This window comes from Arthrobacter sp. UKPF54-2, from assembly GCF_007858535.1.
Classification (GTDB): Bacteria; Actinomycetota; Actinomycetes; order Actinomycetales; family Micrococcaceae; genus Arthrobacter.
The window spans coordinates 2980687-3006777 of sequence record NZ_CP040174.1 but is presented as its reverse complement, the minus strand read 5'-3'; the positions used below and the strand labels follow the sequence as shown (position 1 = coordinate 3006777).

Genomic DNA, 26091 nt, shown 5'->3' with positions numbered 1-26091 from the left:
GGAGCGGCGCAATGTGGCCCCGCGTTTATTTTTTCCGTTACGTGGCCGGGCTGTTGCGTGCGAGGTCGGCGGCGTTGGTGGACGCGCTCATCAGCAGGGCCGCGCCCAGCATGTGCGCAGCCACGAGCAGCGCGGGGATGCCGTTGTAGTACTGCGTGAAGCCGATGACGGCCTGCAGCACGGTGACGCCCAGCAGCAGGAACACGGCGGTGCGGAAGGGTCCGGCGATCCGGCCGCGGAGCACAAGGAACACACCGAAGAGGGCCCCGGCGGTCACGAGGTAGGCAGGGACGGCGTGGATGTGCGAGAACAGGTCCCAGTCCAGGTTGTTGCGCGGCGCGTCCGCGTCACCTGCGTGCGGGCCGGCGCCGGTCACCACCACACCGAGGCACACGGCCACGGCGGAGAACAGCGCGACGGCGGCCATCACCGGACGGGCGGCACCGGGCAGGGCGGGCAATTCCCGGGTGCGGGCTTTGCCGGTCCGGCCGTAGGCGCGGTTGACCAGCAGCGTGGCGAGCACCACGAGGGCCATCGAGACGAGGAAGTGGAGGCCGACCACCCAGGGGTTCAGCTGGGTGAGTACGGTGATCCCGCCAATGACGGCCTGGGCCGGGATGCTGGCCAGCAGGCCGAGGGCCAGCAGGAAGAGATCGCGGCGTTCCTTGCGCAAGTTCCACAGGTACACCAGCATCGCGACGGCGACGGCGGCCAGCGCGAAGGTCAGGAGCCGGTTGCCGAACTCGATGAAGCCGTGGATTCCCATTTCCGGGGTGTTCACGAGGGAGTTGTCCGTGCAGCGCGGCCAGGTGGGGCAGCCCAGACCGGAGGCGGTGAGGCGGACGGCGCCGCCGGTCACCACCAGCACGGTCTGGCCGATCAGGGACAGCACGGCCAGCCGGCGGACCGTCTTGTCGACGGTGACGGGCAGCCGGGAGGAAAGCCGGGACATGATCCGGGAAGAGGGGGACGCCGTACTCACAGTTTTCTCAATTCCACTTGAACCAACGGGTTGCTGCGAAGCCGGCGGTCGCCGTCCAGAGCAGCAGGACAAGCACGGACGCAGCATTGACACTGCCGTGCAGGAAAGCATCCCGCAGCGCCTGGCCCAGCGCGCCGGAGGGAAGGAAGTGCACCACGGCCTGGGCCAGAGCCGGCAGCCGCTCGGCCGGAATCACGATGCCGCCCAGGGCGCCGAGCAGGATCCAGAGCAGGTTGGTGATCGCCAGCGTCGCCTCCGGCCGGACCGTGCCGGCCACGAGCAGGCCGAGGGCGGTGAACGCCGCGGCGCCGAGGACCAGCAGCGCGAACCCGGGCAGCAGCCCCGCGGGCGCCGGCTGCCAGCCCAGCGGCAGCGCGACGGCGGTGACCACCAGCACCTGTAGCAGCAGCACCACCAGCACCGCGATCACTTTGCCGAGGATCAGGCCGGTACGGCCCAGCGGGGTGGTGGACAGGAACCGCAGCACGCCGTAGCGGCGGTCGAAGCCGGTGGCGATGCCCTGGCCGGTGAAGGCGGTGGACATGGCGCACAGCGCGAGGATGCCCGGCACGGCGATGTTGACCCGGCTGGAGCCGAGGCCGTCCAGCAGGGGCGTGACGGCCAGGCCCACCAGGGCGAGCAGCGGCAGGATGACCGCCAGGATCAGCTGCTCGCCGTTGCGGAGCATGGTGACGGTCTCATACCGTCCCTGCAGCAGGATCCGCCGCAGCAGGGGAGCGGGGGCACTGCCCAGCGGCGTGCCGGCCGTTGTGCCGGCAGGGGCGGAGCTCATCGGGTTTCCCTTCCGGAGATGTCGAGGAAGACGTCCTCGAGGCTGCGGGCCGCGAGGCTCATCGAGGCGGGCATAATGCCGCGCTCGGCCCACCAGGCCGCCACGGCGGCGAGGTCGGCCGGGGTCAGCGCCCCGGTGGCGCTGTAACTGCCGGCGCGGCTTTCGCGGACCTCGACGGCGGCCGGCAGCACACCGGCCAGGTCCAGGCCGGGCTCTGCTTCGAAGAGCAGCGTGCGGATGTGCTGGTCCGCCCCGGAGGTTAGCTCGTGCCGCAGGAGCTGGGCGACGGTGCCCTCCGCGACGTTCCGGCCGGCGTCGATGATGTAGACGTAGTCGGCGAGGCGCTGCGCGTCGTCCATCAGGTGGGTCGTGAGGATGATGCCCATCCCGCGGTCCCGCAGTTCGGCAATGAGTTCAAAGACGAGCTGCCGGGACTGCGGGTCCAGGCCGGCGCTGGGCTCGTCGAGGAACAGCACTTCGGGGCGGCCCACGAGCGCGGCGGCGAGGGCCAGCCGCTGCTTCTGGCCGCCGGAGAGGCGCCGCACCGAGGTGCGGCTGAAGGTGTCGATGCCCAGGCGCGCCACGAGCTCGTCCACCGGCCACGGATCCTGGTATAGGCCGGCGATGTGCCGCAACAGCGGGATGGGGCGGGCCGACGGCGGCAGGCCGCCGTCCTGGAGCATCACGCCCACCCGGGCGCGGAGTTCCGCGCCGGCGGTGTCCGGGTCCTGGCCCAGCAGGCTGATGCTGCCGCCGGTGCGCTTCTGCAACCCCTGGGCGCATTCGATGGTGGTGGTTTTGCCGGCACCGTTGGCGCCCAGCAGGGCGGTGACCTGCCCGCGTTCGGCGACGAGGGAGAGGCCGCTGACTACCCGCAGCATTTTGCCGTCAAGGCTGGGCAGCGGGCCAACATCCTTGATAAGCCCGCTGATTGTCAGGGCGGGGGATTCGGGAGATCGCACCAAAGCATTCTACGCGATGTAGTAGGGCCGGGCCTGATTCGGAGCCGGGCGCAGGAAAGCCATGCCTTACTGGATCGGGGGAGTAAATTACGACATGATTGTGTTGTGTATTCCATGAGCCCAAGTACGTCTGCCGTGCCTGCTGTGCGCGCGCAGTCGCGTGAGCCCGCCGAGGGTGCTGCCGCACCCGCGGCGCACGCCGCCGAGGCCGAGGACCGCACCCGGGACCGCGTCCTGGCTGCCGTGCTGGAGCACGGGCCCATCAGCGCCGCCGAACTGGGCGAGCTGCTGGGCTTCACCCCCGCGGCAGTGCGCCGCCACCTGGACCACCTCTCGCGCCACGGCGTGATCGAGGTCAAGCGGGTGGCCCGCGCGGGCGCCGGCGCGGGCCGGCCCGCCCGCCGCTACGTGCTCAGCTCGCAGGGACAGTCCACGCTGGGCAACGACTATCTCGATATCGCCAGTTCCGCCCTGCGGCGGCTCGGTGAAATGGCGGGCTCGGAGGCCGTGCGCGCGTTCGCCGTCGAACGGTTCGCCGAAATGGAACGCCGCTACGCGCCGGAAATCGAACGGGCCGGCAGTGACATCACGGCGCGCGCCCGGGCGCTGTCCGCGGCCCTGAGCCGTGACGGCTTCGTCGCCTCGGCGCAGTCGATCGAGGCGAAGGCGCCGCTTCCGGCCGCGCTCTCCAGCGTGCAGCTGTGCCAGGGCCACTGTCCGATCCAGCAGCTCGCCGCGCAGTTCCCCGTGTTCTGCGATGTGGAGACCGAACTGTTTTCCCGGCTGGTCGGCGTGGACGTGCGCCGGCTCTCCACCCTGGCGCGCGGCGGGCACGTCTGCACCACCCACATACCTACGGGCCGTCCGGCCGCCGGCGGGGCTTCCAGCCCCGCGGGCTCGGGCAACCCGGACGAAGAATCCAACCATCTGCAAGAAAGGCCGTGATGACGGACCAACTATCAGAGAAGAAGGTTGCTGAATCCACTGTGATCTCGGAGATTCTGGAGAAGAATCCCGAGCTCCATGGAATCGGCACCTACGAGTACGGCTGGGCCGACAAGAACGACGTCGGCGCCAACGCCCGCCGTGGTATCGATGAGGACGTCGTACGTGACATCTCGGCCAAGAAGAACGAGCCGGAATGGATGCTGGACCTGCGCCTGAAGGGCCTGAAGTACTTCGACCGCAAGCCCATGCCCACCTGGGGTGCGGACCTCTCCGGCATCGACTTCGACAACATCAAGTACTTTGTGCGCTCCACCGAGAAGCAGGCCGCCACCTGGGAGGACCTGCCCGAGGACATCCGGAACACCTACGAGAAGCTGGGTATCCCGGAAGCCGAGCGCAGCCGCCTGGTCTCCGGCGTCGCCGCCCAGTACGAGTCCGAAGTCGTGTACCACCAGATCCGCGAGGACCTGGAAGCCCAGGGCGTCATCTTCCTGGACACGGACACCGCACTGCGCGAGCACCCGGAGATCTTCCAGGAGTACTTCGGCACCATCATCCCGGTGGGCGACAACAAGTTCGCCTCGCTGAACACGGCCGTCTGGTCCGGCGGGTCCTTTGTGTACGTGCCCAAGGGGGTCCACGTGGACATCCCGCTGCAGGCCTACTTCCGCATCAACACGGAAAACATGGGCCAGTTCGAGCGCACCCTGATCATCGCGGACGAGGACTCCTACGTCCACTACATCGAGGGCTGCACCGCGCCGATCTACACCTCGGATTCCCTGCACTCCGCCGTTGTGGAGATTGTCGTGAAGAAGGGCGCCCGCGTCCGCTACACGACCATCCAGAACTGGTCCACCAACGTGTACAACCTGGTCACCAAGCGCGCCATCTGCGAAGAGGGCGCCACCATGGAGTGGATCGACGGCAATATCGGCTCCAAGGTCACCATGAAGTACCCGGCGGTCTACCTCGTCGGTGAGGGCGCCAAGGGCGAGACCCTCTCGATCGCGTTCGCCGGCGAAGGCCAGCACCAGGACACCGGTTCCAAGATGGTCCACATCGCGCCCAACACCAAGAGCTCGATCATCTCCAAGTCCGTGGCCCGCGGCGGCGGCCGCGCCGCCTACCGCGGCCTGGTCCAGGTCCGAGAAGGCGCCAAGCACTCCGCCAACACGGTCCGCTGCGACGCGCTGCTGGTGGACACCATCAGCCGCTCGGACACCTACCCGTACATCGACATCCGCGAGGACGACGTCACTATGGGCCACGAGGCCACGGTCTCGCGCGTCAGCGAAGAGCAGCTGTTCTACCTGATGTCCCGCGGCATGCGCGAAGACGAGGCCATGGCGATGATCGTGCGCGGCTTCATCGAGCCGATCGCCCGCGAGCTGCCGATGGAATACGCGCTCGAGCTCAACCGCCTGATTGAACTGCAGATGGAAGGATCGGTCGGTTAATGACTGACATCACTACCGAAAAGGCGCGCATCGGCGCGCCCTCAGCCCAGCCGTTCATCAACGGTTTCACCGAGGAAGGCGAAAGCCTCTCGCCGCTGAACGCCGCGGAGTCCAAGTCCCCGCTGGCCGGTGACGCCGTCAAGCGCCACTCGCACGGCGGCGGCGTCGGCGTACCGGACAGCTCCCGCGCCGGCCGCCTGACCTCGTACAAGCTGGCGGACTTCAAGCCCCTGACCGGCATGGAGGAAGACTGGCGCTTCACCCCGCTCAAGCGCCTGCGCGGCCTGCACACCGAGGTCCTGAACGGCGCGGCCCCGGCCGTGGCCGTCACCGGCCCGGACAGCGTCCGGGTCGAGACCGTCGGCCGCGACGACGCCCGCATCGGCTCCGCCGCGATCCCTGAGGACCGCGTCTCCGCCAACGCCTGGGAAAACTTCACCGAGGCCACCGTCATCACGGTCCCCGCCGAGGTCCAGGCCGAGGGCGAGGTCAGCGTCGTGCTGACCGGCCAGGGCACCGCGGCCGCGTCGCAGCACGTGGTGATCATCGCGGAGAAGTTCTCCAAGGCCGTTGTGGTGCTGGACCACCAGGGCACCGCCGTCGTCTCGGAAAACATCGAAATCCTCGTGGAGGACGGCGCGCAGCTGACCGTCATCTCGCTCCAGGAATGGAACGACGACGCCGTGCACGCGTCCTCCCAGCAGGCGAAGCTCGGCCGCGACGCCAAGTTCAAGCACATCGTCGTCAGCCTCGGCGGCGACCTGGTGCGCGTCACGCCGTCGGCCCGCTTCACCGCCCCCGGCGCGGAAGCGGAACTGTTCGGCCTGTACTTCGCCGACGCCGGCCAGCACCTCGAGCAGCGCCTCTTCGTGGACCACGCGGTCGCCAACTGCAAGTCCAACGTGCTGTACAAGGGGGCCCTGCAGGGCCGCAACGCGCACACCGTCTGGGTGGGCGACGTCCTGATCCGCAAGGAAGCCGAAGGCACCGACACCTACGAGGCCAACCGCAACCTGGTCCTCACCGACGGTGCCCGCGCGGATTCGGTGCCCAACCTTGAAATCGAGACCGGCCTGATCGCCGGCGCCGGCCACGCCAGCGCCACCGGCCGCTTCGACGACGAGCACCTGTTCTACCTGATGGCCCGCGGTATCCCGGAGAAGGTGGCCCGCCGGCTCGTGGTCCGCGGCTTCCTGAACGAGATCATCCAGCAGATCAAGGTTCCCGCCATCGAGGAACGCCTCACTGAAGCTGTCGAGCGCGAGCTCGCGGCCACGGACAACTAGACAGTACGGGACGACACATGACGGAACAGCCCAAGGGCGAGTTGGTCTGCAGCGCCAGCGAGATCCAGCTCAAGCAGGCCCTGCGCATCCTGATCGACGACTACCCGGTAGCGGTCGTCAAGGACTCGATGGGGGAGATCCACGCGATCGGCGACACCTGCTCGCATGCGGATATCTCACTCTCCGAGGGCGAGGTGGAAGGCTGCAAGATCGAATGCTGGGGCCACGGCTCCCAGTTCGACCTGCGCAGCGGCCAGCCGCTCCAGCTGCCTGCCTACGACCCGGTGCCCGTCTTTGCCGTCACCATCTTCGATGACGACGTCTACGTGGACGTCAGCACCGTCCTGAACGGCGCCGAGGCTCCGAACTTCAGCTGACCGGGCCCGGGGCACGCACCACCTGCCCCGGCCCGGCCGGCAGCCAGCACCACCTAAAAACTTATCGACGAGAACCGCACCGCCGAGGCGGCGGTGCAGAGGAGAACAAGAAACATGTCTACTCTTGAGATCAAGGACCTGCACGTCAGCATTGACACCGAGCAGGGCACCAAGGAAATCCTGAAGGGCGTCAGCCTGACCATCAAGACCGGCCAGACCCACGCCATCATGGGCCCCAACGGCTCGGGCAAGTCCACCCTGGCGTCCACCATCGCCGGCCACCCGCGCTACAACGTCACGAGCGGCACCATCACGCTCGACGGCGAGGACGTCCTGGCGATGAGCGTCGACGAGCGCGCCCGCGCCGGCCTGTTCCTGGCCATGCAGTACCCGGTCGAGGTCCCCGGCGTCAGCATGACCAACTTCCTGCGCACCGCGAAGACCGCGATCGACGGCGAAGCCCCGAAGCTCCGCACCTGGACCAAGGACGTCAAGGCCGCGATGGAGCAGCTGCGCATCGACGCCGACTTCACCCAGCGCAACGTCAACGAAGGCTTCTCCGGCGGCGAGAAGAAGCGCGTGGAGATCCTCCAGCTGGAGCTCTTCAAGCCGAAGTTCGCCATCCTCGACGAGACCGACTCCGGCCTCGACGTCGACGCACTGAAGGTTGTCTCCGAGGGCGTCAACCGCGCCCACGCCGAAGGCAACATGGGCACCCTGCTGATCACGCACTACACCCGGATCCTGCGCTACATCAAGCCGGAATTCGTGCACGTGTTCGTTGACGGCAAGGTCGTCGAAGAGGGCGGCCCGGAGCTGGCCGACCGCCTCGAAGAAGAAGGCTACGACCGCTACCTTCCCGGTGCGGGAGCCGCCACCATCGCTGCCGCCGACGCCGCAGCACAGGCCTAGTTAGGACTACGCCATGACCGAAATCAATACGGCCCGCACGGGCCTCGAGGATGTCGAAGAGGCACTCAAGGATGTGATCGACCCTGAACTGGGCGTGAACATCGTTGACCTGGGCCTGCTCTACGGACTCAAGTACTCCGACGACGACGGCGCCCTGCTGATCGACATGACGCTCACCACGGCCGCCTGCCCGCTCACCGACGTGATCGAGGAGCAGGTCGGCAAGGCCCTGGACGGTATTGTCGATGACTGGCGCCTGAACTGGGTGTGGATGCCGCCGTGGGGTCCGGAACGGATCACCGAGGACGGCCGCGACCAGATGCGCGCCCTCGGCTTCAACATCTGATTTACCCCTACGACGACGGCGGGCCCACCTCCTGGAGGTGGGCCCGCCGTCGTCGTCCCATCGACTGCTCCGCAACGGCCCTTTTGGGCCGCCAAAAGGGCGGGTATGGAGCAATCGATGCGGGTACCGGATTACGGGGTGGCGACCTTGAAGGTGTCGCACTGGTTGATGTCGCCGGTCTTGTAGCCCTGGTAGAACCACTTCTGCCGCTGGGCGCTGGAACCGTGCGTCCACGACTCGGGGGAGACCCGGCCCGTGGCGGCCTTCTGGATCCGGTCATCGCCCACCGAGGACGCCGCGGACAGGGCATCCTGCAGGTCCTTGTCCGTCAGCGGCTCAAGGTACGCCTGGCCGGACTTGGGATCCTTGGTGGTGGTGGCATAACGGACCCACAGGCCGGCGTAGCAGTCCGCCTGGAGCTCGGTGCGCACGGCGCCGGACTCGGGTCCCTGGGGGTCCTGCTGGGCGCGGTCGATGGTGCCGAGCAGGTTCTGGACGTGGTGTCCGAACTCGTGCGCCACCACGTACTCCTGCGCCAGCGGGCCGCCGGAGGAACCAAAGCGGTCCACCAGCTCCTGGAAGAAACCCGGATCAAAGTACGCGGTCTGGTCCGCGGGGCAGTAGAACGGGCCCACCTCCGAGGTGGCACTGCCGCACCCGGTGCTGGTGGCGCCGCGGAACAGCACCGTCTTGGGTTGCGGATACTGCTTGCCGTACTGGGCCAGGTACGCCGGCCAGAACGCGTTCAGGCTGTTGACCGTGCCCACGATCCGGCAGTCAAGGTTGGCGTCCGCGTCGGCCCCGGTCTTGCAGGCCGGAGCCGTGGCCTGACTCTGCGTCTGGTCCTGGGTGGTACCGGTCAGGCCCTCAAGGAGGGCGGGGTTGATACCGAACAGCGCGGCCAGGAGCAGCACAATGCCGCCGCCGATTCCGCCGCCGATCTTGGTGCCCCGGCCCATGCCGCCGCGGCTCTGGACCTGCGAGGGATCCAGCTGGACATTGTCATTGAAACTCATGCTGTCACAATATCCCCTGCCGCCCTCCAATAGGCCCCTGCCCGGTAAAGTTGATCCGATGCCTTTCCTCGACAGACTCCAGCGCTGGGCCGACGAGCGCCCCGACGACACCGCCGTCGTTGTGGCCGGCCAGCGCCTGAGCTGGGCCGGGCTCCGGGACGCCGCGGCCGCACTCGTACCGGCCACCCCGGCCGTCACGGTGCTGGCCGAACACAATTCCACCCGGTTCGCGGCCGCCTTCTCAGCGGCCGTAGCGGGCGGCCGGCGCTGCGCCGTGCTCGACCCCGCCTGGCCGCAGCAGCTCCGGGACGCCCTCACCGCGCGGATCGCGGAGACTGTTCCCGCCGGCGGCGCCGCTGCCGGCCCGGACTCGGGCGGCGAACTCGCCGACGGTGACCCGGACGCACCGTTCCTGATCGGGCTTACCTCCGGGACCACCGCGGTCCCCAAAGCCTTCACCCGGTCCCGGCGGTCGTGGCAGCTGTCCTTCGACTCCTCGGTGGAGTTCTTCGGCCTGCGCCCGGGGGACCGGACGCTCGCGCCCGGCCCGCTCGCCGCCAGCCTCAACCTTTACGCCCTCGCCGAATGCCTGTACGCCGGCTCCGAGTTCCACACCCTGGCACAGTTCGACGTCGGCGACGCGCACGCCGCGGTCAGCCACGACGGCATCACCCGGCTGGTCCTGGTCCCGACCATGCTCCGGCTGCTCAGCGAACGCGGGTTGGCGGGCGGCGTGGACGCCTCCGGGGTGCGGAGCATCATTTGCGCCGGCTCAAAGCTCGACGCCCGCACCGTCGAGGCGGCGCGCCGCTGGGCGCCCAACGCCACCATCTTCGAGTACTACGGCGCCGCCGAGCTCAGCTTCGTCGCCGGCGCCGGACTCCCACCCGGCGCTGCCCCCGCGTCGGGCGGTACCGGGATCGGGCTGCCGTTCCCCGGTGTCGAGCTCAGCATCCTCGACGGCGACGGCGCCCCCGTCCCGGACGGGACGGACGGCACCGTCTATGTCCGCAGCGGCATGGTCAGCGACGGGTACCTCTGGGGCGACGACGGCGAGGCGCTGCAGTGCCTCAACGGCTGGTACACCGTGGGCGACCAGGGGTACCTCGCCGACGGCGTCCTGCACCTGCTGGGCCGCCGCTCGGACATGATCCTCACCGCCGCAACCAACGTGTACCCGCACGAGGTGGAACTGGCCCTCGGGTCCGTGCCGGGGGTCGCGGCCGTGGTCGCCGCCGGCGTGGCCGACGAGCTCCGCGGCCAGCGCGTGGTGGCGGCGGTGCTGCCCTCCCATGGCGGCGTGACCGGCACCCAGCTGAGGACCGGCGTCGAAAACCTCCTGGCCCGGAACAAGCGGCCGCTGGAGTACTACCTGCTGGCCGAACTGCCCGTCACGGACCGTGGAAAGATCAGCCGCCCGCTCCTGCTCGAGTGGATTGCCGGCGGCGATCCGCACGTCAGGCGCCTTGACTGAGGCGGAGCCCGTGACCTCCGCACCGGGTAGGTCCCGCCGGACCGGGCTGCCGGCGGACCGGCAGCCCGTCATTATCGCCGCGCTCCGCTCCCCGCTCTGCCGCGCCCACGGCGCCCTCTCGTTCCTGCACGCCCACAAGCTGCTGGCCCCGGTACTGCGCCGCCTGCTCAGCGACACCGGCGTCGCGGCCGGCGGCGTGGCAGACGTCGTGATAGGCAACGCCGTGGGCGGCGGCGGCAACGTCGCCCGGCTGGCGGCCCTGGAGGCGGGGATGCCCGTGAGCGTTCCCGGCCTGACCGTGGACCGGCAGTGCGGTTCCGGCCTTGACGCGATCGCCCTGGCCTGCCGGCTGATTGCCTCCGGCGGCGGCGTTGGCGGCGGTGACATCTTCCTCGCCGGCGGGGTGGAGAGCATCAGCACGGCCCCGCTGCGGGCCCGGCCCGGTCCCGGAGGCGAGCCGCAGTACTTCAGCCGCGCCCGGTTCGCGCCCGACAGCCATGGCGACCCGGACATGGGGGTGGCGGCCGAAAACGTCGCGGCCCGCTTCGGCATTGACCGGCAGCGGCAGGACGATTACGCGCTGCGGAGCCACCGCCGGGCGCTCGGCGCCGCCGCGGACGGAGCCTTCGCGGCCGAGACAGTGCCTCTGCCCCGGCCGTCGGGGCGGGTGTCCGCCGACGACGGCCCGCGGCGGTCGCTCACACCCGCGGTGCTTCCCCGCTTCCCGGCTGCCTTCGTTCCTGGCGGGACAGTCACCGCCGGGAACTCCTGCTTCGACGCCGACGGGGCCGCCGCCGCCGTGGTCACCTCCCTGGCGCGGGCGAAAGCGCTCGGTGCCCGCGACGGCCTCGTGCTGCTCGGAAAGGACACGGCGGGCGTCGACCCGGCGCTGCTGGGGATGGGCGCGGCCGTGGCGGCTGACCGCCTGCTGGCGGCCACCGGCGTCGCGGCGGGGGACCTTGGCCTCATCGAATTCAACGAGGCGTTCGCGGCGCAGGTGCTGGCCTGCCTCGACCAGCTCGGGATCGACCCGCACCGCGTCAACCTCGACGGCGGCGCCCTCGCCCTGGGCCACGCCTACGGGGCCTCCGGCGCCGTGCTTGTCACCCGGCTGCTGGCCCAGGCCCGCCGTGAACCCCTGGACGGCAAGCTGGCGCTGGCCATGATCAGCATCGCCGGCGGCATGGGGACCGCCGCGCTGTTCGAGTACCGCTCCTTCAGCTAGCCCCGACGGGCATGTCCATCCTTCAGCCCAGGGCTTGGACAAAGTGCGTCTATGTCCACTCCGTGTGACCAGGGATGGGCATGCTCGACGGCGGGGCGCAGCAACGGGCATGTCCGGTGAACCTGCGCGTCGGCCGGCACCAGCCCCTTAGCCCTCCGAGTCCTCAGACCAGTCTCACCTCGGGGCCGTCAGGCTCTTCAGCCTCGCCCAGACCCCGGGCGGCCAGGGCGTCGCCGGTCTGCCGGGCGAACGCCACCGTGGTGATGAACACCGGCAGCACCAAGGCCCGGGGGTTCCGGTCCAGGCCGCGGGCGCGGGCGGAATCACGGACGTCGGCGTAGGCTCCGGCGATGAAGGGGATACTGCGGAGCATGATCGCAATCGTCAGCGCAAACCGTTCCGGGTCGGCGCCGAGACGGCGGAACGGCCGGGCGAGTGAGGCCACCCCGTCCAGGAGCGCCTGGACCGGTGTGGTGGCGGTGAGGATTGACGCAGCCACCACGCAGACCAGGACGTTGAGCACAATCCTCGCGGCCGGGGCGCCGCCGAGCTGCCACCACTGGTACAGCCCGATCACGGCGAGCACCGGGAGCACCGGCCGGACGGCCCGCAGCAGCCTGGCCGCTCCGGCACCGCTGAACAGGTACACCCCGCACAGCAGCCCGAGCCCCGCGGCGGCCGCGGCCCAGTCGGCCACCAGGAACGACGCCATCCCGCACGCCAGCACCAGCAGGAACTTCAGCCACAGCGGGGCGCGGTGTACCGGGGAAGACCCGGGCACGTAGTGGGCAAGCAGGAAGCCGTGCCCCCTCATGGCCGTGCCGACTCCCCGGCGGCCGAGTTCCCGGCGGCCGGCGGGGCGGGGGCAGGGTCCGCCGCGCACAGCGCCCGGTAGTGCGCGACGGCGGCGGCCGGGGCGCCGTCGAACACGATCCTCCCGGCGTCCACCACCAGCACCCGGCCAAGGTCGAGGGCAAGGTCGAGGTCGTGGGTGGACAGGATGATCTGCTGGTCCAGGCCCGCCAGGGTGCGGCGCAACAGTTCCCGGTTCCGCAGGTCCAGCAGGGTGGACGGTTCGTCGAGAACCAGGACATCCGGGCCCACGGCCAGCACCGCGGCGAGCGCCACGAGCTGGCGTTCACCGCCGGAAAGCTCGTAAATACTCTGGTCCGCCAGCGGCAGCAGGCCAAAACGGTCCAGCACCGCCTCCGCCTGCGCGCGCCGCTCACGCGGGTTCCGCACCGAGCGGCGCAAGGACAGTTCCACATCCTCGCGCCCGGTGGGCATCACGAGCTGCGCGAGGGGGTCGGTGAAGACGAAACCAACCCGCCGGCGGACGGCGCGGACACCGCGGACCGTGTCCGTTCCGTGCACCGCCACCGTGCCGGAACTGGGCGGGACGAGGCCGTTGACCATCCGCAGCAGCGTGGATTTGCCCGAGCCGTTGGCCCCGATGACGCCGATCCGGTGCTCGGTCAGCGACAGGGACACCGGTTCCAGCAGCGTCTTGGGGTCCGGCCGGCCGTCAACCGCCACCCGGACCGCGGCGCGGTCGAAGACGACGCTCACGCGCGGGCTGTGGTCTCGCCGGCCGGGCGGGCGCGGCGCACCAGCAGATCGGGGAAGGCCTTGTGCAGGGCCAGCGCGACGCTCACGGCGAGGATGTTCTTGATCACGTCGCCCGGGTAGAAGGCCAGGTCGGCGAGGAGGGCCTTGGAGAGCTCCAGCCGCGCGTTGACCATGAGTCCCAGGATTCCGAGGCTGTGGACGAAGACGATGCTCCCGGCCATAGCTGCGGCGAACAGGGCCAGTGCGCGGACCTTACCCGTGGTGCGGCGCAGCACGACGGCGGCGAGCCAGCCCACGGCGGCGGCCGCGAGCGGGAAGGCCAGGATGTAGCCGGCGGAGGGGCCGGCCAGCACCCCCAGGCCGGCGCGGCCGTTGCTGAAGATGGGCAGCCCGGCCAGACCCAGCAGCACGTACAGCCCGACGGCGGCGAACGCCCGGCCGGGTCCGAGGGCGAGGCCGGTGAGCATAACGGCCAGGGTCTGGACGGTGATCGGGACGCCGAGTGCCCCGACGGGGATGGCGGGCACGACGGCGGACACCGCAACGAGGGCGGCGAACACGGCGATCAGCCCAAGGTCGGTCGCGTTCCAGCGCCGGCGGCGGCCCGGCCGGCCGGTGGCGGGGGAGGAACCGGCCCCGGACGTGGTTCCGGCGGCGGGCCGTGAGGTGGCGGCGGTGCTGTGCTCAGTCTTGCTCATGGTTGTCCTGTCACGAAGAGGGGCAGGCACGCATCAGCGCGTGCGGGTCTCACCTCCGACGATACGGCGGCGTCAGCTTGGGTATTTTGTAGGCCTTCCACTAAACCCCGGGCCCGTTGCTGGACCACCACGCCAAGAAGAACCCGGAGGCGGCGGGCAGCGCCGCCGTCGTCCGCGGCCTTTCCCGATGTCAGCCGCCGGGGGAGCTGCCGGTAGACTGGTAGGGGCCGTCCTCTCGGCCACACCGCCCCGGCCCCGTCCAGTTTCCATTCGTTGTGCCGCGGCGTTCCCCGTTGTGAAAGGCCTTAGCTGCATTGATTACCGTCCAGGATCTCGAACTGCGCGCCGGCGCCCGTCTGCTTATGGACCAGGTGAGCTTCCGGATCGACAAGGGAGACAAGATCGGCCTCGTCGGCCGTAACGGTGCAGGCAAGACCACATTGACCCGCGTGCTGGCCGGCGAGGGCCTCCCCGCCGCCGGTAAGGTCACTCGCAGCGGGGAGATCGGCTACCTGCCGCAGGACCCGCGCACCCCGGACATGGAGCAGCTGGCCCGGGACCGGATTCTCTCCGCCCGCGGACTCGACATCGCCGTCGGCAAGCTCCGGACCGCGCACGAGGAGATGGCCAGCGAGGACCCCACCGTCCAGCGCAAGGCCATGAACCGCTACGACCGGCTCGAATCCGAGTTCCTCGCCGCCGGCGGCTACGCTGCCGAGGCCGAGGCCGCCGCGATCTGCTCGAACCTCGCCCTTCCGGACCGGCTGCTGAACCAGCCGCTGAAGACCCTCTCCGGCGGCCAGCGCCGCCGTGTGGAGCTCGCCCGCATCCTGTACTCCGACGCCGAGACGATGCTGCTCGATGAGCCCACCAACCACCTCGACGCCGACTCCATCGCCTGGCTCCGGGAGTTCCTGAAGAACCACCAGGGCGGCCTGATCGTGATCAGCCACGACACCGAACTGCTCGAGGCCACGGTGAACAAGGTCTTCCTGCTGGACGCCAACCGCGCGCAGATCGACTTCTACAACATGGACTGGAAGCGCTACCTGACCCAGCGCGAGACCGACGAGCGCGCCCGCAAGCGCGAACGCGCCAACGCCGAGAAGAAGGCCCAGGTCCTGATGGACCAGGCCAACAAGATGCGCGCGAAGGCCACCAAGGCCGTCGCGGCGCAGAACATGGCCAAGCGCGCCGAACGGCTGCTCGGCGGCCTCGAGGCGGTCCGCGAGAACGACCGCGTGGCCGCCCTGCGCTTCCCGGACCCGTCGCCCTGCGGCAAGACTCCGCTCACCGCCGACGGCCTCTCCAAGTCCTACGGTTCGCTGGAGATCTTCACCGACGTCGACCTCGCGATCGACCGCGGCTCCAAGGTGGTCATCCTGGGCCTTAACGGCGCCGGCAAGACCACGCTGCTGCGGATGCTCGCCGGCGTCGACAAGCCGGACACCGGCGAAGTCATCCCCGGCCACGGCCTGAAGGTGGGCTACTACGCGCAGGAGCATGAGACGCTCGACGTCGACCGCACCGTGCTGCAGAACATGCGCTCGGCCGCCCCGGACATGAACGACTCCGAGGTCCGCGGCATCCTCGGCTCGTTCCTGTTCTCCGGCGACGACGTCGACAAGCCCGCGGGTGTGCTCTCCGGCGGCGAAAAGACCCGGCTCGCCCTGGCCACCATCGTCGCGTCCAGCGCGAACGTGCTGCTCCTCGACGAGCCCACCAACAACCTCGACCCGGCCAGCCGCTCCGAGATCCTCGGTGCGCTGCGCAACTACACCGGCGCCGTGGTGCTGGTCAGCCACGACGAAGGCGCCGTCGAGGCGCTTAATCCGGAGCGCGTGGTGTTGTTGCCTGATGGGGTCGAGGACCTGTGGAACGAGGACTACCTGGACCTCATCACGTTGGCGTAGGCCCCTCGGCCGGGTTCGCTCTTCGCTTCCGCTCCGCGGTTGGGTCCGCGCCTCGCGCGCGCGATTTGCCGCGTGCTCGCTCGTCCCTCGCTTAGACGCACGCTACGCAAATCGCTCGCGTTCGGCGCTTGCGGTCACGTCACCGTTGCGCTGGGGAACGTTCAACTTCGCCGCGGTCGGGTCAGTACCGCGGTGTTAGCGGACGGGCATTTCTTGTGCGTTGGTGATGCGGTGGAGGTCTTGGTAGGTGATGGAGAACATGGAGTTGTGGTCTCCGGCGCCGGCCCAGAGGAGCTGGTGGTTCTTGAGGGTCTGGTCCAGGATTGTCCTGATCTTCTCCGGGTGGCCTATCGGGGCTACGCCGCCGACGCGCTGGCCGGTGTGGGCGAGGACAAAATCGGGGCTTGCACGGCGGATCTTGCCCGACCCAAGTTGTGCGGCCACCTTGCCGGTGTCGACCCGTGCCGCGCCGCTGGCCAGAATCAGCAGGGGAGCGCCGTCGACGTCGAAGACCAGGCTGTTGGTGATCGCCGCGACATCGCAGCCCAAAGCTGCCGCGGCGGCAGCCGCGGTCGGCACCTGCGTCTCAAAGACGGCGACGGTGTCGGCCGAGCCGGCCGCGAGCAGCGCGCGCCGGACGTTCGCTACGGCGTCGGGGTCCATGGTGTGCTCCTTCAGAATCCCTGGGCGTCAAGGATGGCGTCTTCCTCTTCCTCCGCGGTGGCATTCTTCCGCTTACGGGGGACGGGCCGACGGCGGGGCGTCGGGTTGCTCGCGTGCAGGTAGCCGCCGGGGGTCCGGGCAGAAGCGTTGTCCTCGTAGTCCCCGGCGTCCTCCGCATCAATCTCGGCGTTCCGAGCCTGCTGCCGTGCCGCGTAGCCGAAGCCGACGAACATCAGCACACCAAAGGCGAACCACTGCAGCGAGTAGGACAAGTGGGTGCCCTCCTCGGTGGAGGGCTTGGGGAAGCCGACCGGCATCTCCGCCGCGGCCGGGGTTTCCGAGGCCAGCTGGCCGTACGCTCCGGTGAGGACGGGGTAGCCGAGCTGGGCGGAGTAGGCGGCCAGATCAATCGAGGCGAGCTGCCCGTCCGGGGCGCCGCGCTGCAGTTCCGGCTCCGAATGTTTGAGGCGGGCCACCACGGTGACGGTTCCGGACGGCGGGGCGGGCACAGAGTCGGGGCTGCCGGGGGTCTTGTTGCCGATCGGCAGCCAGCCGCGGTCGATCACCACCGTCTCGCCTGACTCGAGCTTGAAGGGGACCACCACCTCGTAGCCTGGCTGGCCGTTGAGCGGGCGGTTGCGGACTATCCGCTGGCCGGCGGTGTCGTAGCTGCCGCGCAGCTCCACCTGCGTCCATTCACGCTCGGCGTCGAGCTTGAGGAACTGGTCCCGGGCGGCCGCGAACGGAATCGGGGTGGCGGAATAGTTGGAGACCACGCGGTTGATTTCCGCCAGGGTTTCCGCCCGGCGGTCCATCTGCCAGCGGCCCAGGAACACGCAGGCGGTCGCGAAGATGGCGGCCAGCAACAGGTAGCCCAGCCACTTGCTGGAGAACAGGAACCGGTACATTCAGCCGGCCCTGCCTGCGTCGCCGACGGCGGCGTCGCCGACGGCGGCGGACAACGGAACAGTCTCTTTCCACAGGCCCCGGGTCTGCAGATAATCCTCCAGCCAGGCGCGGTGTTCGGCGCAGGCGAGCCAGCTCTTCCGGCGTTCCGGGGTGTGGATTTTGGGGTTGTTCCAGAGCAGCTGCCACTCGGCGTCGGCACGGCACGCCTTGCGGGAGCACATCACGGAAGCAGGGGCGGCGCCGGCCAGGTCAAAAAGGTTCATGAAGCAGCCTGCCTGTGGTCCTCATCGTCGTCGTCAATCAGCTCGCCCTGCAGCAGGGTGACGGACGCGTCCGCCGACGGCGGCACCTGGGCCGCCGTTGCCTCGTCCCGGGGCGCGTCCAGCTCGCCCATCGGCACGAAGTCGATCAGCGAGTCGCTGTGGACTTCGGCGTGGTCGCTGCCGTTGGCAATCACCACCGCAAACCAGGGCAGGAAGACGGCGCCGATCACGGGCAGGATCTTGAACCAGCCGTCCACCACAAACACCAGGACCAGGCAGACCATGCGGATGCCCATGGCCACGGCGTACTTGACCATCCGCTGGCGCATCTCTTCCGAGTGCGCGGCGGCGGCGTCGGTAATGCTGTGGACCTCGGTGTCGCCGGAGTCCTCCCCGGACGTCCGCTCACCGGGTCGGTTCTTGTTTGTCACGGCTGTCAGATCACGCTCCATAGGCTTGCTTCGATTCTCTCACCATCGGCGGGGGCGCCCAAACGGCCGCGGTCACCGACGCGGGGCAGGCGGACACCGGAGGCTAAGATCGGAGGCAGGAAAATCCAGCCCCCACCCGCGGTGCGAGCGCGCCGCAGAAACCGGAGTCCAGCATGACTGAAGCATCGTCCACCGGCCGCAGCGTCCTCATCACCGGCGGGAACCGGGGCATCGGCCTCGCCATCGCCGAATCCTTCCTCGCCAACGGCGACAAGGTTGCCGTCACCTACCGCAGCGAGGCCACCCTCCCGGAAGGCATCCTCGGCGTGAAGGCCGACGTCACCGACGAGGCGTCGGTGGATGCAGCGTTCGCCGAAGTCGAAGCGGCGCACGGCCCCGTGGAGGTGCTGGTGGCCAACGCCGGCATCACCAAGGACACGCTTCTGATGCGGATGAGCGAGGACGACTTCACCTCGGTGATCGACACGAACCTCACCGGCGCCTTCCGCGTGATCAAGCGTGCCTCCAAGGGCATGATTCGGGCTCGCAAAGGCCGCGTGGTTCTCATCTCCTCCGTCTCCGGCCTGTACGGGGCCCCGGGCCAGATCAACTACTCGGCGTCCAAGGCCGGCCTCGTCGGCATTGCCCGCTCGCTCACCCGCGAACTCGGTGGCCGCGGCATCACCGCCAACGTGGTGGCCCCGGGCTTCATCAACACGGACATGACCGCCGAGCTTCCGGAGACCACACAGAAGGACTACCTGTCCAAGGTCCCCGCGGGCCGCTTCGCCGAGGCGTCAGAGGTCGCCGACGTCGTCCGCTGGGTCGCGAGCGACGAGGCCGCGTACATTTCCGGGGCGGTCATCCCGGTCGACGGCGGTCTGGGCATGGGCCACTAGGGGCCGGACCGGGCCTTTGGCCCTAGGCGGGGCTGCGGGCGGGGGCGTGTAATGGTGCCACAGCCCCTCACCGCCGCACGGCAGGGGCATGGACCCAGGAGGATTTTGATCATGGCTGATCTCAGCAAGTGGGCGCCGTCGGACATGCTCGAGCCTGTCCGCCGCTTCCTCGACGGCGACCTCACAATGGCCTCGACCATCAAGGTCGAGCAGTTCCAGGACGGCAATACCCTGGTGGTGCGTGCCGAGGTTCCTGGCATCGATCCCGACAAGGACGTCGACGTGTCTGTCAGCGAAGGCATGCTGCACATCAAGGCCGAACGCGAGGAAAAGTCCGAGCACAAGAGCAAAACCGGCTACCGCTCGGAGTTCCGCTACGGCTCCTTTGTGCGCAGTATCGCCCTGCCCGCCGGAGCCAAAGAGGAAGACATTACCGCCAGCTACAAGGACGGGGTTCTCGAGGTGCGTGCGCCCGCCCCCGTGGCCGCGCCGGGGGAGCCGAGCAAAAAGATCCGGGTCGACCGGGGTTAATCCGGACGGTTTGAGCTGAGTTCGTGCGGCTGGAAGGGCCTCAACGCGCCGCCGGACGGACATGCCCATCCTTCGCTGTCCGACAGCGGGCTTGTCCAGCTTTGGCCGCCCACTCCGACGGGCATGCCCATTCCTCAAAGCACGCAGTGGACATTTACTGAATATGTCCGTTGGCGGCGCCGCCGGATGGACATGCCCATCGGTCGAGCGCCGACCGGCGGCATGCTCCCGGGTAACACTCCGGCTTTCCCGGTTCCGGGCGCCCCGTCCCGCGCGCTGGGTACGACGTCGGCCCCCTTCTGCGATGCCCCTCAAACTAGGCCCGTGCGGCTTCTTTGTGGATCCCGAACAACTGAAATGCTGCCGGGCGCTGGCATGATGGACAGCAGACCCCACAGTATTTGGATGTTTGGAACAAAGGAGCTCGAATGGGACTGCTGGAGAACAAGACCGCGATCGTCACCGGTTCGTCGCGCGGCATCGGCGCTGACGTCGCTAAATTCCTGGCCGCCGAGGGTGCCGCCGTGATCGTGAACTACCGCCAGAAGGCCCCGCGCGCCAACAAGGTGGTCGCGGAGATCGAGGCCGCCGGCGGCCGCGCCGCAGCCGTCGGCGCGGACCTGACCACGCAGGAAGGCGTCCAGGCCCTCGCCAGCGCCGCGATGGAGAACTTCGGCTCGCTGGATCTGCTGGTCCTCAACGCCTCCGGCGGCATGGAATCCGGCATGGAAGAGGGCTACGCCCTCAAGCTCAACCGCGACGCCCAGGTGAACATGCTCAACGCCGCCGTGCCGCTGATGCCCGAGGGTTCGCGCGTGGTGTTTGTGACCAGCCACCAGGCGCACTTCATCGAGACCGTCCCCACCATGCCCGAGTATGAGCCGGTGGCCCGCAGCAAGCGTGCCGGCGAGGACGCACTCCGCGACCTCGTGCCGAGCCTCGCCGAAAAGGGCATCTCCCTGGTGGTCGTCTCCGGTGACATGATCGAGGGCACCGTCACGGCCACCCTGCTGGACCGCTCCAACCCGGGCGCCATCGAGGCCCGCCGCGCCGAGGCCGGCAAGCTCTACTCGGTCAAGGAGTTCGCCGCCGAGGTCGCCAAGATGGCCACCGCCGACGTCGAGACCGGCCACACCGAATACGTCGGCGGCGCCGACTACTTCGACAAGGCCAGCGGCACCACCTAGGCCGCGCCGAGATGACACTTGGCGGCAGTGTTCCCAAAACACTGCCGCCAAGTGTCATTTGGCGTTAAGGCTCAGACGCCAGCGATGTGCCGGACGGCGTCCAGGTAGGGCATGTTGATCGCGGCGTCGGCCGCGGCGCGGACCGCCGGCTTGGCATTGAACGCTACGCCGATCCCGGCGGCGCCGAGCATGTCCAGGTCATTGGCGCCGTCGCCCACCGCAATGGTGTGCTCCATCGGGATGCCCTCGGCGGCCGCCCACTCGCGCAGGTACTTCTCCTTTGCGGCGCGGTCCACCACATCGCCCACCACCTTGCCGGTCAGGGCGCCGTCGGCAATTTCCAGTTCGTTGGCGATCCAGTAGTCCAGCCCCAGGCCCTCCGCAATCGGGCGCAGGATCTGGTTGAAACCGCCCGAAACGACCGCCACCGCGTGCCCGGCCGCCTTGAAGGCCGCCACCAGTTCGGCGGCGCCCTCGCTCAGGGACACCTCGGCGCGGACGGAATCGACGACGTCGGCCGGCAGCCCGGCGAGCACCGCCACCCGGGCGTGCAGGCTCTGCGCGAAGTCCAGCTCGCCGCGCATGGCCGCCTCGGTCACGGCCGTCACTTCCTCGCGTTTGCCCGCATAGGCGGCCAACAGTTCGATGACCTCCTGCTTGATCAGGGTTGAGTCGACGTCCATGATCAGCAGCTTCCGCGGGGCCTGCCGCAGCGCCGCGGGCACAACCGCCGTGTCCACCCCGTCGATTCCGGCGATGCTCCGGCGGAGCGCGGCGAGCCCGGCGGAGGTCAGGGCGCCGGGGAGCGTGCAGTCCACCGAATAGGCGGAGTAGCGGCCGTCCCCGGCAGTATTTTCGGCGCCGAGGGCCAGCCCCGCTCCGGCCAGTGCCTGGCGCACCTGCTCCACTTCGGAAAGGGACAGATTGACGCCGTAGCTGACCGCGGTCACGTTCGAACTCATGGCCTCAATCCTAGCGAGCGGGCCGCGGCGGGCCGGAATTGGTTTCGTGCCGGTGACGCGGGGGAGCGCCGCCGGGAGGCCGGCCCGGTTATCAGTCGTCCGCTTTTTTGTCCTAGTGTCTACTCCTATGAGTGATGTTCTTGAAATGGCCGCCGTCAGCGTTGTACGTGGGGCGAAAACGCTCCTGGACAAGGTCGACTGGCAGGTCAAGGAGGGCGAGCGTTGGGTGATCCTGGGCCCCAACGGCGCCGGCAAGACCACTCTGCTGCAGGTGGCCGCCGCCCGCCTGCACCCCACGTCCGGCATGGCCGGGATCCTCGAAGAGATCCTCGGCGCCGTCGACGTCTTTGAACTCCGCCCTCGCATCGGCCTGTCCTCGGCCGCCCTCGCCAACCAGATCCCGGAGCACGAGAAGGTCCTCAACGTCGTTGTGACCGCCGCCTACGGGGTCACCGGGCGCTGGCGCGAGGGCTACGAAAAGGACGACGAACGCCGCGCCTTCGCCCTGCTCAACGAGTGGGGGATGGGCCCGCTGCTCAACCGCCCCTTCGCCTCACTCTCCGAGGGGGAGCGCAAGCGCGTGCAGATCGCCCGGGCGCTCATGACGGACCCGGAACTGCTGCTGCTCGACGAGCCCGCCGCCGGCCTTGACCTGGGCGGCCGCGAAGACCTCGTGCACCGGCTCAGCGGACTGGCCCGCGACGACGCTGCGCCCGCGATCGTGCTGGTCACCCACCACCTGGAGGAAGTCCCGCCGGGTTTCACCCACGCCCTTTTGATGCGCGACGGCAGCGTGGTCGCCGCCGGCCCGCTGGAGGAGGTGCTGACCGCGGAGAACCTCAGCGAGACGTTCGGTGTGGACCTGGACGTCAACGTCTCCGGCGGCCGCTACACCGCCACCGCCCGCCGCTAGAGGGACCGCTGACAGCGCGTGGAGTTCCTCAGCAGCGTCTTCATCTTCTTCGCCGGGCTCTGGGCCGGCACCATCAACAGTGTGGTCGGTTCGGGCACGCTGGTGACCTTCCCGGTGCTGATCGCGCTCGGCTTCGCGCCGGTCACCGCCTCGATCAGCAACGCCATGGGCCTCGTGGCGGGCAGCGCCGCCGGCGCCTGGGGCTACCGCAAGGAGCTCGCCGGGCGCCGGAACCAACTGCTGAAGCTGCTGCCGGCCTCGCTGCTCGGCGGCATCACCGGCGCGTACCTGCTGCTGCACCTTCCGGAGGTGGTCTTCCAGTACGCGGCGCCCGCCCTGATTGTGGTGGCCCTGCTGATGGTCGTGTTCCAGCCGCGGCTCCAGCGCTGGGTGCAGACCCGGGAACAGAACCCGGAGCACGCCATCCGGGACAAGCAGCACGGGATCCTGCTTGTCGTGCTGGTCTACCTCGCCGGCGTCTACGGCGGCTACTTCGTGGCTGCACAGGGAATCCTGCTGGTGGGCATCCTTGGAGTGTTTATGGCCGGGACCATGCAGAACGCCAACGCGATGAAAAACATCCTGGTCCTTGGGGTGAACATCGTCGCCGCGGTGTCCTACCTGCTCTTCGCCTTCGACCGGATCAGCTGGACCGCCGTCGGCCTGATCGCCGTGAGCTCGCTGATCGGCGGCCTGATCGGCGCCCGGGTGGGCCGGCGGCTCTCGCCTACGGTGCTGCGGGGCGTTATTTTCACCCTGGGCCTGGTGGCGCTGGGCTTTATGATCGCCAAACTGCTGAACTGAGCCTGCCGTGAGCTTCCACCACCTCGAATCCGCGGACGACCCGCGCGTCGCCGACTACACCCGGCTGACCGACGTGCACCTGCGCAAGCTCCGTGAACCCGCCGAGGGGATGTACATCGCCGAGTCCTCCCGGGTGCTGCGCCGTGCCCTGGCCGCCGGGCACCGCCCGCGGTCCTTCTTCCTGGCGGAGAAATGGCTCCCGGACCTGGCCGACGTCTTCGAGCAGTACCCGGACGTGCCGGCCTACATCGGGTCCGCCGCGCTGCTGGAGGAGATCACCGGCTTCCACCTGCACCGCGGCGCGATGGCCGCCATGCAGCGCCCGGCGCCCGTGCCGCTGCCCGAACTGCTCGCCGGGGCCCGCCGGATCGCCGTGCTCGAGGACATCGTGGACCACACGAACGTCGGCGCGATCTTCCGCTCCGCAGCGGCGCTGGGCCTCGATGCCGTGCTGGTGACCCCGCGCTGCGGCGACCCGCTGTACCGGCGCAGCGTCCGCGTCAGCATGGGCACCGTCTTCCAGGTCCCGTGGGCCCGGCTGGAGGAGTGGCCGGGCGCACTGGCAGTGCTGCAGGAGCACGGCTTCGTGGTGGCTGCCATGGAGCTGACCGGGGACGCGGTCGACGTCGACGTGCTCGCGGCCCGGAATCCGGAGAAGCTGGCGCTGGTGCTCGGCACCGAGGGCGCCGGAATGAGCGAGGCGACCCTCGCCGCCGTCGACCTCGCCGTGAAGATTCCGATGCGCGCCGGGGTCGATTCGCTCAACGTGGCGGCCGCGTCCGCCGTCGCGTTCTGGGAGCTGCGGAACCGCGGCTGACACTCCCCGGGCCGGCAGTGGACCCCCCCACGCCCCGGTTCGTCCGGCCCGCGGATCTCGGCTATGATGGGTAGCTGGCCGTGCTGCGCCTTCCGGTGCCGGGCAGCCATCCCACTCATACCTGGCAGCTGGCAAAATCCAGTTGCGCGAACAAAGGTCCAATTATGCAGTCTGATATCCACCCGAAGTACGAAGCTGTTGTTTTCAACGACCTGGCTTCCGGCGTCAAGTTCCTGACCAAGTCCACCGTGTCTTCCTCGAAGACCATCGAGTGGGAAGACGGAAACACCTACCCGGTCATCGACGTCGAAATCTCCTCCGAGTCCCACCCGTTCTACACGGGCAAGCAGCGCATCATGGACTCTGCAGGCCGCGTCGAGCGCTTCAACGCTCGCTTCAAGGGCTTCGGCGGCAAGAAGTAACCTTCTGCTCCCAAGGTCTTTTGGAAAAGCCCGCACCGGCGACGGTGCGGGTTTTTGCGTTCCGGCCGCGTGGCACGATTAAGGGCATGACAACCCTTCCCCCCGTTCCCGGTTCCGGCAGTGCAGACGAGGACGGCCGACGCCGCCACGGCGAGTACAAGGTCCCCGGCGGCAAACTGGTGGTGGCCGACCTCGACGTCGTCGACGGCGTCCTGGCGCACGTCTCGATCAGCGGGGACTTCTTCCTGGAGCCCGACGAGGCGCTCCTGGACATCAACCACAGCCTCACCGGGCTGCCCGCCGACGCCGGCGCGGCCGACCTTGCCGCGGCGGTCACGGCGGCGTTGCCGGAGGACGCGGTGCTGTTCGGCTTCTCCGCAGGAGCGGTCGCGATCGCGGTCCGGCGCGCCCTGGCGAAAGCCACCGGCTGGGGCGACCACCATTGGAACATCATCGGCCCGTCGGTGCTGCCCACGCACGTGAACGTCGCACTCGACGAGGTCCTCACCGAAGAGGTCGGTGCCGGCCGGCGCAACCCGACACTGCGGTTCTGGGACTGGGAGGAGCCATCCGTGGTGATCGGCAGCTTCCAGTCCGTCCGCAACGAGGTCCACCCCGACGGCGTCATCCGGCACGGCATCAGCGTGGTCCGCCGGATCAGCGGCGGCGGCGCCATGTTCATGGAAGCCGGCAACTGCATCACCTACTCGCTGTACCTGCCGCAGACCCTCGTGGACGGCATCAGCTTCGCCGACTCCTACGGCTTCCTGGACGCATGGGTGATGGCCGCGCTGGAAAAAGTCGGCATCAGCGCGTTCTACGTGCCGCTCAATGACATCGCCACCGAGCACGGCAAGATCGGCGGCGCCGCGCAGAAGCGGCTCGCCAACGGCGGCATGCTGCACCACGTCACCATGAGCTACGACATCGACGCGGACAAGATGGTGGAGGTGCTGCGGATCGGCAAGGAAAAGCTCTCGGACAAGGGCACCACCAGCGCCAAAAAGCGCGTTGACCCGCTCCGCCGGCAGACCGGCCTGGCCCGCGCCGAGATCGTCGCGGCGATGATGGAGGTCTTCACCGAGCGCTACGGGGCGACGCCGGCGGAACTCACCGAGGCCGAACTCGACGCCGCCCGCCGGCGCGTGGGGACCAAGTTCGGCACCGAAGAGTGGCTCCACCGGGTCCCGTAGCGCGGCCTCCTTCGTCGACTCGCCACACGTGGCCGCTACACCCACCCGTTTAGCGGCCATACGTGTCAGATGGGCGCCCCGGACTGCAGCTTGGCGGCCGTACGCATCAGATTGCCGCCTTGGCAGGCGGCGTCCT

The 26091-nt window shown here is 69.1% G+C and carries 29 protein-coding genes; 17 read left to right on the top strand and 12 right to left on the bottom strand.

The window, feature by feature from the left end; translation table 11 throughout:
- Positions 1–37: 37 nt before the first annotated feature.
- From E7Y32_RS13880 to E7Y32_RS13870, 3 genes are read right to left on the bottom strand one after another with little or no spacing between them, the layout of a single operon-like run.
- Positions 38–982 (bottom strand): heme A synthase, encoded by a 945-nt coding sequence (locus tag E7Y32_RS13880; RefSeq protein WP_146337634.1) that lies wholly within the window; start codon positions 980–982, stop codon positions 38–40.
- 7 nt (positions 983–989) lie between these two features.
- Complete coding sequence (locus tag E7Y32_RS13875) at positions 990–1775, bottom strand: ABC transporter permease (protein WP_146337633.1); 786 nt, start codon at positions 1773–1775, stop codon at positions 990–992.
- Positions 1772–2737, bottom strand: a complete 966-nt coding sequence (locus E7Y32_RS13870) for an ABC transporter ATP-binding protein (RefSeq protein WP_146337632.1) — start codon at positions 2735–2737, stop codon at positions 1772–1774. Before E7Y32_RS13870 ends, E7Y32_RS13875 begins: the two co-directional genes overlap by 4 nt.
- A gap of 105 nt (positions 2738–2842) precedes the next feature.
- On the opposite strand from E7Y32_RS13870, the gene E7Y32_RS13865 reads away from it, so the two are divergent.
- From E7Y32_RS13865 to E7Y32_RS13840, 6 genes are all read left to right on the top strand, one after another.
- A complete protein-coding gene (locus E7Y32_RS13865) occupies positions 2843–3682 on the top strand; it encodes a helix-turn-helix transcriptional regulator (protein WP_395940425.1) in 840 nt (279 codons plus the stop codon).
- Positions 3682–5145: a Fe-S cluster assembly protein SufB gene (gene sufB, locus E7Y32_RS13860; RefSeq protein WP_146337630.1), complete on the top strand. Its 1464-nt coding sequence runs from the start codon at positions 3682–3684 to the stop codon at positions 5143–5145. The genes E7Y32_RS13865 and sufB overlap by 1 nt, the downstream gene beginning before the upstream one ends.
- Positions 5145–6431, top strand: coding sequence for a Fe-S cluster assembly protein SufD (gene sufD / locus E7Y32_RS13855; RefSeq protein ID WP_146337629.1), 1287 nt, complete (start codon positions 5145–5147; stop codon positions 6429–6431). The genes sufB and sufD overlap by 1 nt, the downstream gene beginning before the upstream one ends.
- Positions 6432–6448: 17 nt before the next feature.
- Entirely contained in the window at positions 6449–6808 is a 360-nt protein-coding gene (locus E7Y32_RS13850) for a non-heme iron oxygenase ferredoxin subunit (RefSeq protein WP_146337628.1), read from the top strand.
- 114 nt (positions 6809–6922) lie between these two features.
- A complete protein-coding gene (sufC, locus tag E7Y32_RS13845) occupies positions 6923–7720 on the top strand; it encodes a Fe-S cluster assembly ATPase SufC (RefSeq protein ID WP_146337627.1) in 798 nt (265 codons plus the stop codon).
- Positions 7721–7733: 13 nt separating this feature from the next.
- Positions 7734–8066: a metal-sulfur cluster assembly factor gene (locus tag E7Y32_RS13840; RefSeq protein ID WP_146337626.1), complete on the top strand. Its 333-nt coding sequence runs from the start codon at positions 7734–7736 to the stop codon at positions 8064–8066.
- A gap of 131 nt (positions 8067–8197) precedes the next feature.
- On the opposite strand, the gene E7Y32_RS13835 is transcribed toward E7Y32_RS13840, so the two are convergent.
- Positions 8198–9082, bottom strand: a complete 885-nt coding sequence (locus tag E7Y32_RS13835; RefSeq protein WP_146337625.1) for a neutral zinc metallopeptidase — start codon at positions 9080–9082, stop codon at positions 8198–8200.
- A 58-nt stretch (positions 9083–9140) separates the two neighbouring features.
- On the opposite strand from E7Y32_RS13835, the gene E7Y32_RS13830 reads away from it, so the two are divergent.
- Positions 9141–10556, top strand: a complete 1416-nt coding sequence (locus E7Y32_RS13830) for a class I adenylate-forming enzyme family protein (protein WP_146337624.1) — start codon at positions 9141–9143, stop codon at positions 10554–10556.
- Between the two features lie 10 nt (positions 10557–10566).
- Entirely contained in the window at positions 10567–11781 is a 1215-nt protein-coding gene (locus E7Y32_RS13825) for a thiolase family protein (protein WP_261382450.1), read from the top strand.
- 163 nt (positions 11782–11944) lie between these two features.
- Here the strand turns inward: E7Y32_RS13825 and E7Y32_RS13820 are convergent, their stop codons facing one another.
- From E7Y32_RS13820 to E7Y32_RS13810, 3 genes are read right to left on the bottom strand one after another with little or no spacing between them, the layout of a single operon-like run.
- Positions 11945–12595 (bottom strand): energy-coupling factor transporter transmembrane protein EcfT, encoded by a 651-nt coding sequence (locus tag E7Y32_RS13820; RefSeq protein WP_146337623.1) that lies wholly within the window; start codon positions 12593–12595, stop codon positions 11945–11947.
- On the bottom strand, positions 12592–13350 hold the full coding sequence (locus tag E7Y32_RS13815; protein ID WP_146337622.1) for an energy-coupling factor ABC transporter ATP-binding protein: 759 nt from the start codon (positions 13348–13350) through the stop codon (positions 12592–12594). The genes E7Y32_RS13820 and E7Y32_RS13815 overlap by 4 nt, the downstream gene beginning before the upstream one ends.
- Positions 13347–14048, bottom strand: coding sequence for a biotin transporter BioY (locus tag E7Y32_RS13810; protein WP_146337621.1), 702 nt, complete (start codon positions 14046–14048; stop codon positions 13347–13349). The genes E7Y32_RS13815 and E7Y32_RS13810 overlap by 4 nt, the downstream gene beginning before the upstream one ends.
- Positions 14049–14362: 314 nt before the next feature.
- Between E7Y32_RS13810 and E7Y32_RS13805 the strand changes: the two genes are divergently transcribed.
- Positions 14363–15961 (top strand): ABC-F family ATP-binding cassette domain-containing protein, encoded by a 1599-nt coding sequence (locus E7Y32_RS13805; protein ID WP_146337620.1) that lies wholly within the window; start codon positions 14363–14365, stop codon positions 15959–15961.
- A 195-nt stretch (positions 15962–16156) separates the two neighbouring features.
- Here E7Y32_RS13805 and E7Y32_RS13800 read toward each other — a convergent pair whose 3' ends face one another.
- From E7Y32_RS13800 to E7Y32_RS13785, 4 genes are read right to left on the bottom strand one after another with little or no spacing between them, the layout of a single operon-like run.
- Positions 16157–16624: a YbaK/EbsC family protein gene (locus tag E7Y32_RS13800; protein WP_146337619.1), complete on the bottom strand. Its 468-nt coding sequence runs from the start codon at positions 16622–16624 to the stop codon at positions 16157–16159.
- An 11-nt stretch (positions 16625–16635) separates the two neighbouring features.
- Positions 16636–17532: an SURF1 family protein gene (locus E7Y32_RS13795; protein WP_146337618.1), complete on the bottom strand. Its 897-nt coding sequence runs from the start codon at positions 17530–17532 to the stop codon at positions 16636–16638.
- The gene (locus tag E7Y32_RS13790) at positions 17533–17796 is read right to left on the bottom strand and encodes a hypothetical protein (RefSeq protein WP_146337617.1); all 264 of its coding nucleotides are present in this window, start codon (positions 17794–17796) and stop codon (positions 17533–17535) included.
- Positions 17793–18248 carry a DUF3099 domain-containing protein gene (locus E7Y32_RS13785; protein ID WP_146337616.1) on the bottom strand — a complete coding sequence of 152 codons (456 nt, stop codon included), beginning with the start codon at positions 18246–18248 and terminating at the stop codon, positions 17793–17795. Before E7Y32_RS13785 ends, E7Y32_RS13790 begins: the two co-directional genes overlap by 4 nt.
- 152 nt (positions 18249–18400) lie before the next feature.
- Here E7Y32_RS13785 and E7Y32_RS13780 point away from each other — a divergent pair, with 152 nt between their 5' ends.
- The 3 genes from E7Y32_RS13780 (at position 18401) to E7Y32_RS13770 (ending at position 20844) form a co-directional block, all read left to right on the top strand.
- Entirely contained in the window at positions 18401–19126 is a 726-nt protein-coding gene (locus E7Y32_RS13780; RefSeq protein WP_146337615.1) for a beta-ketoacyl-ACP reductase, read from the top strand.
- Between the two features lie 111 nt (positions 19127–19237).
- Complete coding sequence (locus tag E7Y32_RS13775; RefSeq protein ID WP_146337614.1) at positions 19238–19657, top strand: Hsp20/alpha crystallin family protein; 420 nt, start codon at positions 19238–19240, stop codon at positions 19655–19657.
- A 428-nt stretch (positions 19658–20085) separates the two neighbouring features.
- Positions 20086–20844 (top strand): SDR family oxidoreductase, encoded by a 759-nt coding sequence (locus tag E7Y32_RS13770; protein ID WP_146337613.1) that lies wholly within the window; start codon positions 20086–20088, stop codon positions 20842–20844.
- Between the two features lie 71 nt (positions 20845–20915).
- On the opposite strand, the gene serB is transcribed toward E7Y32_RS13770, so the two are convergent.
- Positions 20916–21806 carry a phosphoserine phosphatase SerB gene (gene serB / locus E7Y32_RS13765; RefSeq protein WP_146337612.1) on the bottom strand — a complete coding sequence of 297 codons (891 nt, stop codon included), beginning with the start codon at positions 21804–21806 and terminating at the stop codon, positions 20916–20918.
- Between the two features lie 127 nt (positions 21807–21933).
- Between serB and E7Y32_RS13760 the strand changes: the two genes are divergently transcribed.
- From E7Y32_RS13760 to E7Y32_RS13740, 5 genes are all read left to right on the top strand, one after another.
- Entirely contained in the window at positions 21934–22719 is a 786-nt protein-coding gene (locus tag E7Y32_RS13760; RefSeq protein WP_146337611.1) for an ABC transporter ATP-binding protein, read from the top strand.
- Positions 22720–22737: 18 nt separating this feature from the next.
- Complete coding sequence (locus E7Y32_RS13755; protein ID WP_146337610.1) at positions 22738–23523, top strand: sulfite exporter TauE/SafE family protein; 786 nt, start codon at positions 22738–22740, stop codon at positions 23521–23523.
- Between the two features lie 7 nt (positions 23524–23530).
- Positions 23531–24340 (top strand): RNA methyltransferase, encoded by an 810-nt coding sequence (locus tag E7Y32_RS13750; RefSeq protein WP_146337609.1) that lies wholly within the window; start codon positions 23531–23533, stop codon positions 24338–24340.
- A gap of 164 nt (positions 24341–24504) precedes the next feature.
- Positions 24505–24762, top strand: a complete 258-nt coding sequence (locus E7Y32_RS13745; RefSeq protein WP_056739465.1) for a type B 50S ribosomal protein L31 — start codon at positions 24505–24507, stop codon at positions 24760–24762.
- 86 nt (positions 24763–24848) lie between these two features.
- The gene (locus tag E7Y32_RS13740) at positions 24849–25955 is read left to right on the top strand and encodes a biotin/lipoate A/B protein ligase family protein (protein WP_146337608.1); all 1107 of its coding nucleotides are present in this window, start codon (positions 24849–24851) and stop codon (positions 25953–25955) included.
- Positions 25956–26091 lie beyond the last annotated feature (136 nt).